Source organism: Flavobacterium sp. UBA6195, assembly GCF_002422095.1.
In the GTDB taxonomy this organism is placed as follows: domain Bacteria; phylum Bacteroidota; class Bacteroidia; order Flavobacteriales; family Flavobacteriaceae; genus Flavobacterium.
Genome location: NZ_DITB01000043.1, coordinates 3,271 through 19,910 on the forward strand (window position 1 = coordinate 3,271; position 16,640 = coordinate 19,910).

Here is a 16,640-nt window from a genome sequence, read left to right on the forward strand (position 1 = left end):
GTACTACGACAGATTTTGATGGTAATTATACTATCAAAGCTAAACAAGGAGAAGTTTTAGTAATTTCTTACACAGGAAAAAAAGCTGTTAGAATTACTATTGCTGCCGCAAGTTCTTACAATGTGTCTTTAAAAGATGATGTTGTTGAAGGTAAAGAAGTAATTGTTACGGCTTTAGGTATTAAAAAAGAAGAAAAAGCGGTAACGTATGCAGCTCAGTCTGTAAAAGGATCTTCTATGACAGAAGCTAGAGAGTCTAACATCGTTAATGCTCTTTCTGGTAAAATCGCAGGGGTTCAAGTTACTAACTCTTCTGGAGCTGTAGGTTCTTCTTCAAGAATTGTGTTGAGAGGGGCTTCTTCAATTACAGGAGATAACCAAGCTTTGTTTGTTATTGATGGTGTGCCATTTGATAATACAAACTATGGTAATGCTAGTTCAAGTGGAGGTAGAGATTTACCTAATGGTGCTGCAAGTATCAATCCTGACGATATTGAGTCAGTTACTGTATTAAAAGGGCCTACTGCTGCTGCTTTATATGGTATCCGTGCAAGTAAAGGGGTTATCTTGATTACTACCAAATCAGGTAAAAAGAAAGACAAATTTGAAGTTTCTTTCAACTCAAACATTACTTTCTCTAATCCATTATTATTACCAAATTATCAAAACTCTTATGGTCAAGGGGCTACTTCTGATTTCTTTCAATTCGTTGATGGTGCTGGAGGAGGGTATAATGACGGAGTTGATGAAAGTTGGGGTCCTGCTTTAGACAGAGGTTTATCTTTTGTACAATGGGATTCTTATAAATATGGAGGTATGCCAACTCCATGGATTTCTCATCCTAATAACGTGAAAAATTTCTATGATACTGGTGTGGCTCAGTCTAATAGTATTACATTAATTAGCGGTGGAGAAAACAACAACTTCAGATTATCTATTGGTAATTCTGATGAAAAAGGGATGATTCCTTTTACTGATTTTAAAAAATTCAACGTTGGTTTCAACGGAAATATGAAGTTAGGTGAAAAATTAACTGCAGGTGCTAATGTTACTTTCTTTAACAATAAAAGTAATAACTTACCTCCTGTAGGTTATAGTTCTTCTAACGTTGTTCAACAGTTTATTTGGTCTGCAAGAAATGTTAATTTTACGGATTTTAAAAATTGGAGAAACTTGCCATTAGCTCCTGCAGGAACAGCTTCCGAAGGTACTCCATTAAATTGGAATAACGTTTTCCAAAATAACCCGTATTGGGTATTAGAAACAAATAGAAATACTTTTGATCAAGATAGAGTAACAGGGTCAACTTATTTGAATTACAAATTCAACGATAAATTATCTATCAATGGTAAATTAAGTTTAGATCACTATTCTCAAAGAGAAACACTTAGAGCTGATGTTGGTTCTAATGAATACAAAGATGGTTACTATGCTGAAACAGCAAGAAGATATTCTGAAATCAATGCAGAAACAATTTTAACGTATCAAACAGATTTAACTTCTGATTTAAAATTATCTTTAAACGGAGGGATGAATACTTTAAAAAGAGTTCGAACTAGAGTTCTTGGTGAATTATCAGGAGGTTTAGAGTTACCAGGATTATTTACTTTATCTAATGTAAAAGCTAATACTACTCCAAATATTGATAGTGATTATTTTGAACAAAGAATCAATAGTGTACTTGGTTTTGGACAATTATCATACAAAAGCTATGCTTTCTTAGATTTTTCAGGTAGAAATGATTGGTCTAGTTTATTACCAGCTAAGAATAATTCATTCTTTTACCCTGCGGTATCAGGATCTTTTGTCTTATCTGAAGTTTTAGGTCTTCAAAATGCTAAAGTAAACTATGTTAAATTAAGAGCTGGTTGGTCTAAAGTTGGAGGAACAGGACGATTAGATGAGTATTCAACTAATAAAACTTTTAATTTAGCAAATAATAACTTTGGAACGCAATCTTCAGTACCAAATACACAATGGAATCCAAACATTAAACCTGAGCAAACAATAGGTACAGAATTTGGTGTTGATGTTAATGCATATAACAATAGAGTTCGTTTAGCTGCAACTTATTATTCTCAAAAATCATCGGATTTGATTTTAGCTCTTCAAGTTGAAGCGGCTTCAGGATTTACATCTTCATGGGAAAATGCTGGGGAAATGACAAATAAAGGTATTGAGTTACAGTTAGGTTTAACACCTATTAAAACAGATAATTTCTCTTTTGATATTGATTTAAACTTTGCTAAAAACAGAAACGAAGTTACTAGTTTAAGTGGTGCAGATTCATATACACTTGGAGATCAATGGGGTATGAAATTACAAGCCATTCCAGGTCAAGCTTATGGAGCTATCGTTGGTTTCCCTTATGCAAGAACTGAATCTGGTGACATTATTTATGAAAATGGATTGCCAAAAGTTAACAACTCGGAGTTAGCTGTATTAGGAAATATTACACCAGATTGGACTGGAGGTGCTAATTTTACATTCAAATACAAAAACTTTGATTTAAGTACTCTGGTTGATGCTAAAATTGGTGGAGATATTTTCTCAATGTCTTATATGTGGGGTAGATATGCAGGTACTCTTGAAGAATCTTTAATTGGTCGTGAGACTGGTGTGGTTGGTAATGGTGTTGTTTCTGATGGAGCTGGAGGTTATGTTCCTAATAACGTTGTTGTTGATGCTAAAACATTTAATCAATATGCATACAACTATTCTAACTTTACTGAAAGTGGTATTTTCGATGCTAGTTATGTAAAATTACGTCAAGTTGTTTTTGGATATTCTTTACCTAAAAACTGGTTAAAAGGAACTTTTATCCAAGATTTCAAAGTATCAGTTGTGGGTAGAAACTTAGCTTTACTATACAAAAAGGCACCTCATATCGATCCAGAATCTGCATTCAGTAATGCTAATGGTGAACAAGGTCAAGAATTTGGTCAATTACCATCAGCAAGAACTTACGGATTTAATATTAATGTTAAATTTTAATAAAATTAAATATGAAAAGAATAATTTATTTATTTATTGCATCAATGGCATTTGTTGCTGTTAGTTGTGATAAGGATTTTGAAGAGATCAATACCTCTCCAAACAGTCCTTCTACAACTGATCCAAACTTGCTATTGTCAACTGCTATTACTGTTACGCAAAATACCATGTATAATGCGCAGGTTGGTGGTGATATGGGATTATGTTGGGCTCAACATTGGTCAAAAGTTCAGTACAATGATGAGGAAAAGTATATTCCAAGAAGAGACCTTATGAATGCGGTTTGGACTAACTTATATGCTGGTGTAATTGCTGAGTCTAAATCAGCTTATGATTTAGCAGTTGAGGCAGGAAATACAAATTTACAGGGAATTTCTTTAGTATTACAAGCTAATGCATTTCAAATACTAACAGATGTTTACGGGCCAGTTCCTTTTTCTGAAGCTGTAGTTCCTGGAAATATTAGACCAAAACATGATTCTCAAGAGGAGGTTTATGATGGTATAATAGATTTATTAGATAGAGCAGAAGTATTATTTGCTTCTGGTACAGGAGATTTCACATCATCAGCTGATTTAGTTTATGGTGGTGATGTTACTAAATGGAGAAAATTTGCTGCTTCTCTTAAATTAAAAGCTTTAATGAGAATTTCTAAAAAGAGAAATGTTTCTGCAGACGTACAAAGTTTAGTTGCTTCTGGTTTATTAATGTCTTCAAACAGTGATTCTGCTGAGTTAGCTTATACAGCTTCACAACCTGATGCAAACCCAATTTACGAAACAATCGTTTATGGTAACAGAAACGAGTACAAAGTAAGTTCTGTTTTAGTATCAACTTTGAATTCATTAATTGATCCAAGATTACCTATCTTCGCTCAAACAAATAATGCAGGTCTATACGTTGGTAATACTCCTGGTGTTGAAAATCCTGGTAACTACAATGGTTTTTCTTCTCCTGGAAATAAATACTTAGATCCAACTTTACCTGGTGTTTTCTTATCTTATGCACAAGTTCAGTTATACTTGGCTGAAGCTGCAAATGAAGGAATTATACCTGGTGGGGTTACTCAAGCTAAAGTGCATTATGTTAACGGTATTGAGGCTAACTTCCAATTTAATGGTTTAGGTTCAGCTTCTGTTTACACTTCTAATCCAAGTGTTGATTTTTCATCTCAGTCAGAGGCTAGAGAAAAAATTGGTACTCAAATGTGGTTAGCTTTATATGGTCAAGGTATTGAAGCTTGGACTGAATGGAGACGTACTGGGTATCCAGCCTTATCTCCTGTTGCTAATGCTGCAATTGCTCAAATTCCTAGCAGATTCTATTTTTCAACAGATTCTCAAAATTACAATCAAGTTAACTATGCTGCTGCTAGTGCTACATTAAGTAATGGAGATACTATGTTGTCAAATGTTTGGTGGATGAACTAAAAAAAATGATTATGAAAAAAATATTTAAATTATCTTTATTTACTTTCTTGGCATTGGGATTATTCTCTTGCGAGGAAGATAGTGATACCTTAACTGGAAATAAAGTTGAGGGTGGTTTACTTGAAAATGTTACCGGAGCTATAACTTATGCGCAAGGTGCACTTGATACTGAAACAAAATCAGTTTCTCTTTCTGCTTTTCAAGGAAATGAGAAAATTGAAAGTGTTGATGTATACAAACAATATTTTGGTAAAATTAATGTTGGAACTCCAACAGAAGAAATTGTTTCTTCTAATAAAGTTTTAATGCAAAATATTAGTTTTCCAATTGCAAGTCAACATGAAACAATTTCTTTTGATTTTGGATATTCTGCATTAGCTTCTGGTCTTACTTTTAATGGTAGTCCTATGTCTACAACAGACGATATTGCTTTGCAAATTGGTGATTACTGGGAGTTAACCTATGTTGCAAATTTAACTGATGGTTCTACAGCTCATTTAAGTGCTAAGAAAACCAAAGTTACTGTAGCTTGTGGTTCTTTCTTAGCGGGTAGTTATACTTGTGTTACTACTCGTTTAGATAATCCTGCTTTAGTGATTGTTTGGCCATTTGAGACTATTACTTCTACTGGTGATGGTGCTTATATTACTTCAACTACTGGTCGTTTTTATTCACCTGGTGCAGACCCTGGTACTGGAGCTGGTACAACTACTGGAACAACTGTTCTTCAAGTTGATGCAGGTTTTAATTTTAGTGATGTTTGTGGTTCCTTAACAGTTACCTCTACAAATTTAGGGAATGCATATTCTAATGCTGTATCTCAGTCCGCTGCGCAGAAAGCTGCAAGTTTTGTTGATCCAGTAACAGGAGTAATTACTATAGAATATTCTATTGGTTTTAGTGGAAATACTGTATTTCAACCGCACAGAAATGTTTATACACCAAACTAATTTTTTAAAATTATGAAAAAAAATAAAATTAATATTTTAGCATTATTCTTAGTTTTTGCAAGTGGTTTATTAACAACTTCTTGTAATGAAGATGATGCAACAGGTGACTCTGTTATTGAAGTTAATGATGGAAGTGCTTCTGTTTCAGCGGTTTCTCCTTATTTGAATGTTAACTCTGTGAGTACCTTCAACGAAGGAGGATATGATAAAACCATTGAATTTGCTGTAAATTTAGTGGCTGCACAACCAGTTGATACTTATGTAACAGTTTCTTTAGTTTCTGGAACAGCAACTGAAGATGAAGATTTTGAATTCGATCATCAAGTTTACATTCCAGCTTGGAGTACTTCTGGTGTTGGTACTGTAACAATCATTGGAGACAGTGAAGATGAAGGTACTGAAACTTTTGCATTAAAAGTTGGTAGTGAGTTTGATGCTAATATCAAATTGGCTACTACTAATTTGTCTTTCAATATTACTGATTACGGTGATTTAACTTTAGAGTTCGCATGGGATAGAAATATTCCAGGTTATGCATTTGGATTATGTGATGTAGGTTACGACGTTGACGTTTATGTTTTAGACGAAAATGGAGATGACATTACAGGATATGCTGCCGCAACCAGTGCTTGCCCTGAAGAATTCACTGTAAGTTTAGGAGATGTTGAAGATGGTGTTTATACTATATATATGAATGTATATGACGACGCAACACTAGCTTCAGTTGGTATCCCAACTTTTAATATTCCAATGACTATTAATTACTCTAGATACAACTCACCTTTTGCTGGAACTTTTGTTCAAGATGCTGCTGATGCTGTAGATTCTGATTTTGGAAATACTCCAAACTATGTTCAAGAGTTTATTTATGTTGCTACATTAACTGTAGAAAATGGAATTTTTACTTTCTCTAAAAACGGTCAGTTTGTTGCTTCTGGTAGAGCAGCAGCTCCTAGAGTAAATATTACTAAACCAGTTAAAAATATTCAAAGAGGTAATTTTTTTAACTAATTAAAAGTATTTCTTTTAAAAGCCCCTTTTAGGGGCTTTTTTTATTCCCTATTTTCTCATTACATTTGCTAATATTTTAATGTAATGAAGATTTACTTATCCATTTTATTTTTGTTTCTTTCTTCTTTTGTTTTTTCACAAGTTGTTGATGAGGGTGATTTAGAAAAGGGACTACAACAAGGCAAAGAAATAAAGCCTTCTATTAAACTCTATAAAATTTATTCTTTAGAGAAAGATACTACTTATGTGGATACTTCTTTGTCAATAAAAAATGAGTATAAATATAATTTTCTTAGAAAAGATATTTTTGGATTGATTCCTTTTGCTAATGAAGGGCATACTTACAATGTTTTAAATTTTGGACTTATTCAAAAGAGTATATTACCAAGTTTTGGATTTTCAGCTAAACACTTTAATTATTTACAAGCTTCTGATATTAAATATTATTCTGTTCCTACACCGCTAACAGAGTTATACTATAAAACGGTGATGGAGCAAGGTCAGTCATTAGATGCTTTTCTAACAGTTAACACTAAGCCAAATTTTAATTTTTCTATTGCTTATAAAGGTTTGCGATCTAATGGAAAATACATTAATAACATATCTAGTTCGGGTAATTTTAGATTTACAACAAGTTATTTTACTAAAAACAAACATTATTTTTTAAATGCTCATTTTACCGCTCAAGATATTTCAAATCAAGAAAATGGAGGTATAATTGATACTAAATTATTCGAGCAAAGTAATCCACCAAATGATCAACGTGATAGACTTGATGTATATTTTAAAGACGCAACCTCACTATTGAAAGGAAACCGTTTGTTTCTTGAACATTCTTTTTTCCTAAATAAGAACAATCCAAATAGTTTAGTCTTTACCCATACTTTTAATACTGAATATAAGTTTTTTGAATTTACTCAGTCAAGTACAAGTACGCGTTTTGGCGATGCATTTTCAAATAGTATTAATAATAAAACCCGTTTTAATAATTTTTACAATAAAATAGGGCTTGGCTATAAAACTAAAAATTTTGGAAGTTTAAATTTTTATATTGATGATAACAACTACAATTATTATTATAATAGTTTAGTTTATGATAACTTAGGGAATATTGTAGTTCCAAATGCTATCTCTTATAGAATAAATATGTTAGGTGGAAATTATACTTATTTTACAAGCAATTTAACTGCAAAAATTGAATTGGCTCAAACGATTTCTAATCAGTCAATTTCAAATGTACATGCAATGCTTAATTATACACCTAATGATAATATTAAACTTGAATTTAATTATCAAAAATTAAACAGTTTACCTAACTTAAATTATACATTATATCAAAGTAGATATGTAGATTATAATTGGTTAAATAATTTTAAAAATGAAAAACTTAACCAACTTTCTTTTTCTGCCTTTACAAAATGGTTAAATACTAGTGTGCAATATAAAGTTTTAAATGATCATTTGTATTTTGATAATATAACTGATGATATAACTAAACTTACTGTTAAACCTATGCAATATGACAAAACCATTAATTATTTTTCAGTAAATGCTAATAAAGACATTAAGTTTTGGAAATTAGGTTTAGATGTCACAGTTTTATACCAAAAAGTAGATCAAGCTTCTGATATAGTTAACGTTCCAGAACTTACTACACGTAGCACTTTATACTTTTCAGATCATGTTTTTAAGAAAGCAATGTTCTTGCAAACTGGAGTTACATTTCAATATTTCTCTAAATATTATGGAAACGATTATAATCCATTAATTGGAGAATTTTATGTTCAAAATGAAACAAAGTTTGGTAATTTTCCAATGTTTGATTTTTTCATAAATGCTAGAATTAAACAAACTAGAATTTATCTAAAAGCAGAACATTTTAATTCTTCTTTTACGGGTTATAATTATTATTCCGCTCCAAATTATCCATATCGAGATTTTATGGTTCGTTTCGGTTTAGAATGGAATTTCTTTAAATAATAAGAAGCCTTTTGTCTTGGTTTTTTATTTATAAAATTCACACTATCTTTGCAAAATAATTCAAAATTTCAGATGAAATACGCAAAAAATATATTAGAAACTATTGGGAATACACCTTTAGTAAAATTAAATAAAGTAACTGCTGAAGTGGATGCTTTAGTTTTGGCTAAAGTAGAAACATTCAATCCAGGAAATTCCGTTAAGGATAGAATGGCCGTAAAAATGATTGAAGATGCTGAAGCAGATGGAAGATTAAAACCAGGAGGAACTATTATTGAGGGAACTTCAGGTAATACTGGAATGGGATTAGCTTTAGCTGCAATTGTAAAGGGTTACAAATGTATTTTTGTGATTTCAGATAAACAATCAAAAGAAAAATCGGATATTCTTCGTGCAGTTGGAGCAAAAGTAATCGTTTGTCCAACCGATGTAGAACCAACCGATCCACGTTCATATTATTCAGTTTCAAAAAAATTAGGGGAAGAAATTCCAAATTCTTGGTACGTAAATCAATACGATAATCCAAGTAACGCTATTGCACATTACGAACAAACGGGTCCTGAAATTTGGGAACAAACTGAAGGAAAAATTACTCATTTTGTTGTAGGTGTTGGAACAGGTGGAACAATTTCTGGAACTGCTAAATATTTAAAAGAGAAAAATCCAAACATCAAAATTTGGGGAATTGATACCTATGGTTCTGTTTTCAAAAAATACCACGAAACAGGAATTTTTGACGAGAACGAAATCTATTCTTACATTACCGAAGGAATTGGAGAAGATATTTTACCAAAGAATGTTGACTTTTCATTAATCGATGGATTTACAAAAGTTACCGATAAAGATGCAGCTGTTTATACAAGAAAAATTGCTTTAGAAGAAGGAATTTTTGTTGGAAACTCTGCTGGAGCCGCTGTAAAAGGTTTATTGCAGTTAAAAGAAAATTTTGGTCCAGAAGATGTAGTTGTGGTCTTATTTCACGATTCTGGAAGCCGTTATGTTGGAAAGATGTTTAACGATGATTGGATGCGCGAAAGAGGTTTCTTAGAAGAAGAAATTACCAAAGCAGAAGATTTGATCAAAGAACATATCGAGAAACCATTAGTGATTGTTCGTACAGAAGAATTAGTTTCGCACGCAATTGAAAGAATGAGAAAATATAAAATCTCTCAAATTCCTGTAGTTGATGTTAATGGTTTTGTAGGTTCTGTTGATGAATCAGATTTATTCCAAAGTTTTATTTCGGATAAAAATACTGCTGAACTACCAATTCGAGAAGTAATGGGGAAACCGTTTCCAATTGTAAAAATTGGAACGCCAGTTGAAGAAGTTTCTAAACTAATCAATAAAGATAACCAAGCGGTTTTAATTGATTTAGGAAATGGTAAACATCACATTATTACCAAATATGATATTATCGGTTCAATAAAATAAGAATTGGATATTTGTTTTTGATTAACCTGTAAATTTATTTTTGCAGGTTTTTTTATTTTAATACCTTTGTTTTTCAATTATATACGCCATACAGAATGAAAGAAGATTTTTTGCACCACGTTTGGCAATTCAAGAAATTTGATATTGCCAACTTAAAAACTACAAAAGGAGAATCGATTCAGATTCTCAATTCGGGTCAATATTTACAACTTGCCGGACCTGATTTTTTCAATGCGCAACTTATTATTGGAAATCAAAAATGGGCTGGAAATGTTGAAATTCATCTCAAGTCATCAGATTGGTATGTTCATAATCATGAGAAAGATTCAAATTATGATTCGGTGATTTTGCATGTGGTTTGGGAATATGATGTGCCTATTTTTAGGAAAGATAATTCGGAAATCCCAACAGTAGAACTTAAAGAATACGTCGCACTTTCAGATTTGCATAAATATCAGTCATTAGTAAGTCAGAAATCCTGGATTTATTGTGAAAATGAACTACAAAATGTTGATAATTTTATCTTTAAGAATTGGCAAGAACGCTTATTTTTTGAACGCTTAGAAAGAAAATCGCAACTGATTTTTGAATTGGTTGAAACTTCTAATCAAGATTGGGAAGCGGTTTTGTTTTATCTTTTGGCTAAAAACTTCGGATTGAATACCAATGGAGAATTGTTTTTTAAAGTTGCCAAATCTATTCCGTTTCACGTGATTCGAAAAGAATCTTTTTCTTTAGAATCACTGGAAGCTTTATTGTTAGGTCAAGCAAATTTACTTTCTCATGATTTTCAAGATAGTTATGCAAAAGAACTGCAAAAATCCTATGCTTACTTAGTTCAGAAATATCAATTACAAGAAAAAGTAATTGGTTCTGTAGAATTTTTCAAGCATCGCCCTGATAATTTTCCTACTATTCGCTTGGCGCAATTGGCTAATTTGTATTTTCATCGAAAGAATCTTTTTTCATTGGTTATGAATAGTACTTCCATAAGTGAATTATATCAAATTTTTAATCTAGGTGTCAGTAAATATTGGGAAACGCATTATAATTTTGATAAAGAAAGTTCGAAAAAGATGAAAAAGCTTTCTAAATCATTCATAGATTTATTGGTTATAAATACAATCATTCCGCTTCGATTTGCTTATGCCAGAAGTCAGAACAAAGAGATTACTCAAGAATTGATTGATTTGGCAACTTTAATTCCAGCCGAACAAAATGTAATTATCGAAAAGTTTAAGATATTCGGATTGCAGGTGAATAATGTTTATGAATCTCAAGCCTTATTAGAATTAAAAAAGAATTATTGCGATCATAAAAAGTGTTTAGATTGTACTATTGGACATTTTATTCTTAAAAAATAATCGTATTTTTGAAAAAAAATATCTAATAATGGTTCAGAACCTATTGCATTTTTTTGAAAAACACGGTTTTTTTGTAGCATCCAGATTGGCTGATAGATTAGGGATGAGAGCTACTAACGTGCGTTTGTTTTTTATCTATATTTCTTTTATAACAGTAGGTTTGGGATTTGGATTGTATCTTACTTTAGCTTTTCTTTTAAAGTTAAAAGATATGATAAAAACTAAAAGAAGTTCAGTTTTTGACTTGTAAAATTTCATTAAACGCAACTTTTATTTGTTTTTTAGATTGTTTTCTTATCTTTGAAAAATTAACAACCAATATAATTATATGACTGCAAAAGTAGAATCGTGGGGTTCACGTGTTGGACTTATTTTAGCCATGGCTGGAAATGCTGTTGGATTAGGGAATTTTTTAAGATTTCCAGTTCAAGCAGTTCAAAATGGAGGAGGAGCTTTTATTATTCCTTATTTAGTTTGTTTTTTATTAATGGGTATTCCATTGTTGTTGATTGAATGGTCAACAGGTCGTTTTGGTGGGAAATTTGGTAATCATAGTACACCTTATATTTTAGATACAATGGCTAAAGGTCGTATTTGGAAATATATTGGAGTTTTTGGGATATTTACTAATATTGCCGTTGCCGCATATTATTGTTATATTGAGTCTTGGACAATGTCTTATGTTTATCATTCAATTGTTGGAACGTTTAATGGAATGAGTCAAGCAGATGTGGCAGGATTCTTTAATTCTTATGTAGATATTTCTCAATCTACGACAGGGATTCCCTATGAAGCAGTTGTTTTTTATATCTTATGTTTATTATTAAATACTTGGATTTTATCTAAAGGTTTAGGAGGTATTGAAAAAGTTGCTAAGATTGGAATGCCACTGTTGATTTTATTTGGTGTGATTTTAGCAGTCAGAGGTGTTACTTTAGGTACTAGTGGAGCATCGGATGTTTTTCCAAATGCAAATGCATGGGATGGATTAAATTTTTTGTGGACGCCACAATTTGATTCGTTGGCAAATCCAAAAGTTTGGTTAGCAGCTGCTGGACAAATTTTCTTTACACTTTCCGTGGGTATGGGAACAATTCATTGTTATGCTGCTTATTTAAAAGAAAGAGACGATGTAGCTTTAAATGCTGTTTCTGCCGGATTCATGAATGAATTCGTTGAAGTGGTTTTAGGTTCTTTAATTGTAATTCCAATTGCTGCAGGATATTTAGGATTAGATTGGGTTATTCAAAATGCTGGTTTTGGTATGGCTTTTCAAACAATGCCTTATTTGTTCGAACAATGGGGCGGTGTGCTAGCAATCTTAGCAGGAGTGTTTTGGTTTGGACTTCTATTCTTTGCGGGGATTACTTCTTCATTAGCAATGGGAACTCCATGGATGGGCTTTATGTCTGATGAATTTGGATGGTCTAAAAATAAAGGGGCTTGGTCATTTGGAGCATTAGCTTTAATTATGGGATTGCCAACTGTAATTTTCTATAATCAAGGTGTTTTTGATCAATATGATTATTGGGCAGGAACTGTGAGTTTAGTTGTATTCGCTTTCCTAGAAACAGTATTGTTTTCTTATATTTTCGGAATTAACAGAGGATGGGAAGAAATTAATAAAGGAGCTGATATCAAATTGCCTAAGTTCTTTAAATATGTTATTTTAATAATCACGCCATTATTGTTAGGTGCAGTATTGGTAACTAGTATACCTGATTGGGCTAATCAAATTCAAAATAACGACACAAGAAATAAAGAATGGTTTGCCGATAATTATTTTGCTGAAAATTTTGAGGGTTCTGGAAAGATGTCAGGTAAAGTTGTTGAAGTAAAATCTGATTATGTTAAATTTGAATTTGAAAACGAAAGAAAGAAATTCGACAAAGTTTCAAATCAAGTTCTTGTTGAAAAATTTAATGATACAAAAGAATATAAATTTGATGCAAATTTAAATCAAGAAGTTATTGTAAAAGTAGGAGATGTAATTAAGCCTGGTGATGCTATTGCTAAAGGTGATTTTACGAATAATACTTTATATAAATTTATAGGTAGAATGTTATTGTTAACGCTTTTTGTATTTATTTCTGTAATTGTTTACGTTGCTTATAAGAAACGTGTTAAAGAAGGGAGGGCCACATTATGAATTCAGCAGCATTAGTTACTATGGTTTTAGCGCAAGGAATAGTTATTGCTTTAACGCTTTACTTTTTTTATAAAGTTTTGACAACTCCTCCAACTCAAGAACCTGATTCTTTTTCAGAAAATGATGAAGAAACAATAAGAAAAAACGATTAATTTTTTCAAAATGAATAAACTAAAATCCTACTTCCTGTTTTCAAGAGAACACAGAAGTGGGATTTTTTTGTTGTTTGCCATTATTATTTTAGTGCAATTAGGTTATTTTTTTCTTAAAGATAATTTCGTGTCTGCAAATAGTAATTCAGAAGACAAAGCTTGGTTGTCAGTGCAAAATGAAATTGACAGTTTAAAAAATAGTCAAGCAACCAAAAAAGATACGATTTATCCATTTAATCCCAATTATATTTCCGATTATAAAGGCTATAAATTAGGAATGTCAATTCAGGAAATTGATCGTTTGCATGCTTATCGAAAAAAAGGAAAATTTGTAAATTCTGCAGAAGATTTTCAGCACGTGACTCAAGTTTCAGATGTATTTCTTTCTAAGATTAGTCCGTACTTCAAATTTCCAGATTGGGTTAAAAACAAAACAAATGTTACTTCAGAAAAGTTTCATAAGTTTTTACCAAAGGAAAAAGAAAAAATAGTTCAAAAAGATATCAATAGTGCAACAAGAGAAGATTTAATTGAGGTTTACGGTATCGGAGAAAAATTAGCAGATAAGATTTTACAAGAGAAAGAGAAGTTAGGATGCTTCGTTAGTATGGAGCAGTTTCAATTTATATGGGGAATTAGTCCAGAGGCTTTAGCAGATTTAGAAAAACGATTTGCAGTTAAAACACAAACCGGATTAAAGAAAATTGCTATAAACGATTTGTCTCAAAAAGAATTGGCAAAATTTCCCTATTTTAATTATTCAATAGCTAAAGAGATAGTTATTTATCGAACTATGAATAATGGGGTTAAAAGTACTGACGATTTAACAAAAATTAAGGGAATGCCTAATGAAAAAATAAATATAATCGCCTTATATTTGAATTTTTAAAACAATACCAATAAAACAACCTATATTATAGATTTATGAATTCAATGTATTTTACAGAAGAACACGAATTATTCAGACAAAGTTTTAGAGATTTTTTACACAAAGAAGTGGTGCCTCACATTGAAAAATGGGAAAAAACAGGAACAATTGAGCGTTTTATTTGGGAGAAATTCGGTGAAATGGGCTTTTTTGGATTGAATTATCCAGAAGCTTATGGTGGAATGGCTTTGGATTTATTTTATACGGTTATTTTCTTGGAAGAACTTCAAAAAGTAAAATCTTCTGGTTTTGCGGCTGCTATGTGGGCGCATGCTTATTTAGCTATGACACATTTAAATGCAGAAGGGGATGAAAGAATTAAAAAGGATTATTTAGCGCCAAGTATTGCTGGAAAAAAAATTGGAGCATTATGCATCACAGAGCCATTTGGGGGAAGTGATGTTGCTGGTATGAGAACAACTGCTGTGAGAAACGGTGATAAATTTATAATAAATGGTTCTAAAACGTTTATAACAAATGGTGTTTATGCGGATTACTATGTGTTAGCAGCTAAAACTAATCCAGAATTAGGGAATAAAGGAATTAGTATCTTTTTGGTGGATGCAAAAACACCAGGTATCTCAGCAACTAAGTTAGATAAATTAGGATGGAGAGCATCAGATACAGCAGAGCTTGCATTTGACAATGTGGAAATTCCATTAGAAAATTTAATGGGTGAAGAAGGAAAAGGTTTCCCGTATATCATGCAACATTTTGCTTTAGAACGTTTAATTATGGCAATCAATGCTCATGCAAGAGCAGAATATGCAATTGAATATACTATTGAATATATGTCACAACGCGAAGCTTTCGGAAGTACAATTAATAAATTCCAAGCTTTAAGACATACAATGGTAGAACATGCAACAGAAGTGGAACATTGTAAAATATTTAATTATGCTGCTGTAGCAAGATTAAATAAAGGAGAATATGTGGTTAAAGAAGCAACCATGGCAAAATTGAAATCGACCAAAGTTGCAGATTTAGCAATTTATGATTGTTTGCAAATGTTAGGTGGTTATGGTTATATGGAAGAGTATCCATTAGCCCGTTTGTTGAGAGATAGTCGTTTAGGTCCAATTGGTGGAGGAACTTCTGAAATTTTAAAAGAAATTTTATCAAAAATGATAATTGATAATCAAAATTACAAACCAGCGGTTAAATAAATTTAGTAAATAATGTTGAACTCCTGTCTAAATAGATAGGAGTTCTTGTTTTATAAAATCTTTTTCTTTAAAAGTTTGACAAATAGATGTTTTGTAATTGAAAAATAATTGCTACATTTGCACCCTTAACGAGAGGAGGTGTCTATATTATGTTAATTATACCAATTAAAGACGGAGAAAATATCGATAGAGCATTAAAGCGCTATAAAAGAAAATTTGATAAAACAGGAACTGTTCGTCAGTTACGTGCACGTCAAGCTTTCATTAAGCCATCTGTTTTAAACAGAGCTAAAATTCAAAAAGCAGCTTATATTCAAGGATTGAGAGACTCATTAGAAAGTTAATATTTTTGAATAAACTATACTAACCGCTAAATAATAAAGTGTAACTTTGTTTTTAGCGGTTTTTTTATGGCTACAAATCTACAAGCATATCAAGATTATTTGGTTAAAGAGAAAAATTATTCTCCTTTAACGGTTCGAGCGTATTTAGATGATATTAATTCGTTTCAAGAGTATCTTAAAGAGCAATCTATCAATCTTGAAGAAGTTGTTTATCCAAATATTAGAAGTTGGATAGTTGTTCTAATGGAACATAACATGTCAACTACTTCTGTTAATAGGAAAATATCAGCATTAAAATCTTTTTATAAATTTTTATTAAAAGTTAAGCAAATCTCTGTAAATCCACTTCTAAAACACAAATCATTAAAGACTGCAAAAAAGATTCAAATTCCATTTTCGGAAAAAGAAATTAATGATGTTTTTTTGGATAATGACTGTATGAATGATTTTGAAGGCATTCGAAATCGACTCATATTAGAGCTTTTTTATACTACCGGAATCAGAAGGGCTGAATTGATTAATTTAAAGCTGAGTAGTATTAATGAGATTCAAAAATCAATTCGAGTTGTTGGAAAAAGAAATAAAGAGCGGGTTATTCCTATGTTAGATTGTACTTTGAACTTATATAGAATTTATAAAACCCAAAGAAATAATTTAGAGCAAATTAATGATAAAGAGATGTTAATTTTGTCTAAAACTGGTCATAAAGTGAGCGAATCGTTTGTGTATCGATTAATAA

Annotated in this window: 14 protein-coding genes; all 14 read left to right on the forward strand. The window is 31.5% G+C overall.

Annotated elements, in window-relative coordinates; genetic code table 11:
* Positions 1 to 2,993, forward strand: a 2,993-nt coding sequence (locus tag B4I81_RS03505) for a SusC/RagA family TonB-linked outer membrane protein (RefSeq protein WP_291107617.1), incomplete at its 5' end; no start/stop codon positions are given.
* Between the two features lie 11 nt (positions 2,994 to 3,004).
* Entirely contained in the window at positions 3,005 to 4,423 is a 1,419-nt protein-coding gene (locus B4I81_RS03510; protein ID WP_291107620.1) for a SusD/RagB family nutrient-binding outer membrane lipoprotein, read from the forward strand.
* Between the two features lie 11 nt (positions 4,424 to 4,434).
* Positions 4,435 to 5,373: a hypothetical protein gene (locus B4I81_RS03515; protein WP_291107623.1), complete on the forward strand. Its 939-nt coding sequence runs from the start codon at positions 4,435 to 4,437 to the stop codon at positions 5,371 to 5,373.
* 12 nt (positions 5,374 to 5,385) lie between these two features.
* Positions 5,386 to 6,384 carry a hypothetical protein gene (locus B4I81_RS03520; RefSeq protein WP_291107626.1) on the forward strand — a complete coding sequence of 333 codons (999 nt, stop codon included), beginning with the start codon at positions 5,386 to 5,388 and terminating at the stop codon, positions 6,382 to 6,384.
* A gap of 84 nt (positions 6,385 to 6,468) precedes the next feature.
* Positions 6,469 to 8,364: a putative porin gene (locus B4I81_RS03525; RefSeq protein WP_291107629.1), complete on the forward strand. Its 1,896-nt coding sequence runs from the start codon at positions 6,469 to 6,471 to the stop codon at positions 8,362 to 8,364.
* A 72-nt stretch (positions 8,365 to 8,436) separates the two neighbouring features.
* Positions 8,437 to 9,798 carry a pyridoxal-phosphate dependent enzyme gene (locus tag B4I81_RS03530; RefSeq protein WP_291107633.1) on the forward strand — a complete coding sequence of 454 codons (1,362 nt, stop codon included), beginning with the start codon at positions 8,437 to 8,439 and terminating at the stop codon, positions 9,796 to 9,798.
* A gap of 95 nt (positions 9,799 to 9,893) precedes the next feature.
* Complete coding sequence (locus B4I81_RS03535; RefSeq protein ID WP_291107636.1) at positions 9,894 to 11,162, forward strand: DUF2851 family protein; 1,269 nt, start codon at positions 9,894 to 9,896, stop codon at positions 11,160 to 11,162.
* Positions 11,163 to 11,190: 28 nt separating this feature from the next.
* A complete protein-coding gene (locus B4I81_RS03540; protein WP_291107639.1) occupies positions 11,191 to 11,412 on the forward strand; it encodes a PspC domain-containing protein in 222 nt (73 codons plus the stop codon).
* 78 nt (positions 11,413 to 11,490) lie between these two features.
* Positions 11,491 to 13,311 carry a sodium-dependent transporter gene (locus B4I81_RS03545; protein WP_291107641.1) on the forward strand — a complete coding sequence of 607 codons (1,821 nt, stop codon included), beginning with the start codon at positions 11,491 to 11,493 and terminating at the stop codon, positions 13,309 to 13,311.
* Positions 13,308 to 13,463, forward strand: coding sequence for a hypothetical protein (locus B4I81_RS03550; protein WP_291107644.1), 156 nt, complete (start codon positions 13,308 to 13,310; stop codon positions 13,461 to 13,463). The genes B4I81_RS03545 and B4I81_RS03550 overlap by 4 nt, the downstream gene beginning before the upstream one ends.
* Before the next feature lie 10 nt (positions 13,464 to 13,473).
* Positions 13,474 to 14,352, forward strand: a complete 879-nt coding sequence (locus B4I81_RS03555; protein WP_291107647.1) for a ComEA family DNA-binding protein — start codon at positions 13,474 to 13,476, stop codon at positions 14,350 to 14,352.
* Positions 14,353 to 14,387: 35 nt separating this feature from the next.
* Positions 14,388 to 15,557, forward strand: a complete 1,170-nt coding sequence (locus B4I81_RS03560; RefSeq protein ID WP_291107650.1) for an acyl-CoA dehydrogenase family protein — start codon at positions 14,388 to 14,390, stop codon at positions 15,555 to 15,557.
* Between the two features lie 149 nt (positions 15,558 to 15,706).
* Complete coding sequence (gene rpsU, locus B4I81_RS03565) at positions 15,707 to 15,901, forward strand: 30S ribosomal protein S21 (RefSeq protein WP_291107653.1); 195 nt, start codon at positions 15,707 to 15,709, stop codon at positions 15,899 to 15,901.
* A gap of 66 nt (positions 15,902 to 15,967) precedes the next feature.
* Positions 15,968 to 16,640, forward strand: a 673-nt coding sequence (locus B4I81_RS03570; RefSeq protein WP_291107656.1) for a tyrosine-type recombinase/integrase, incomplete at its 3' end; no start/stop codon positions are given.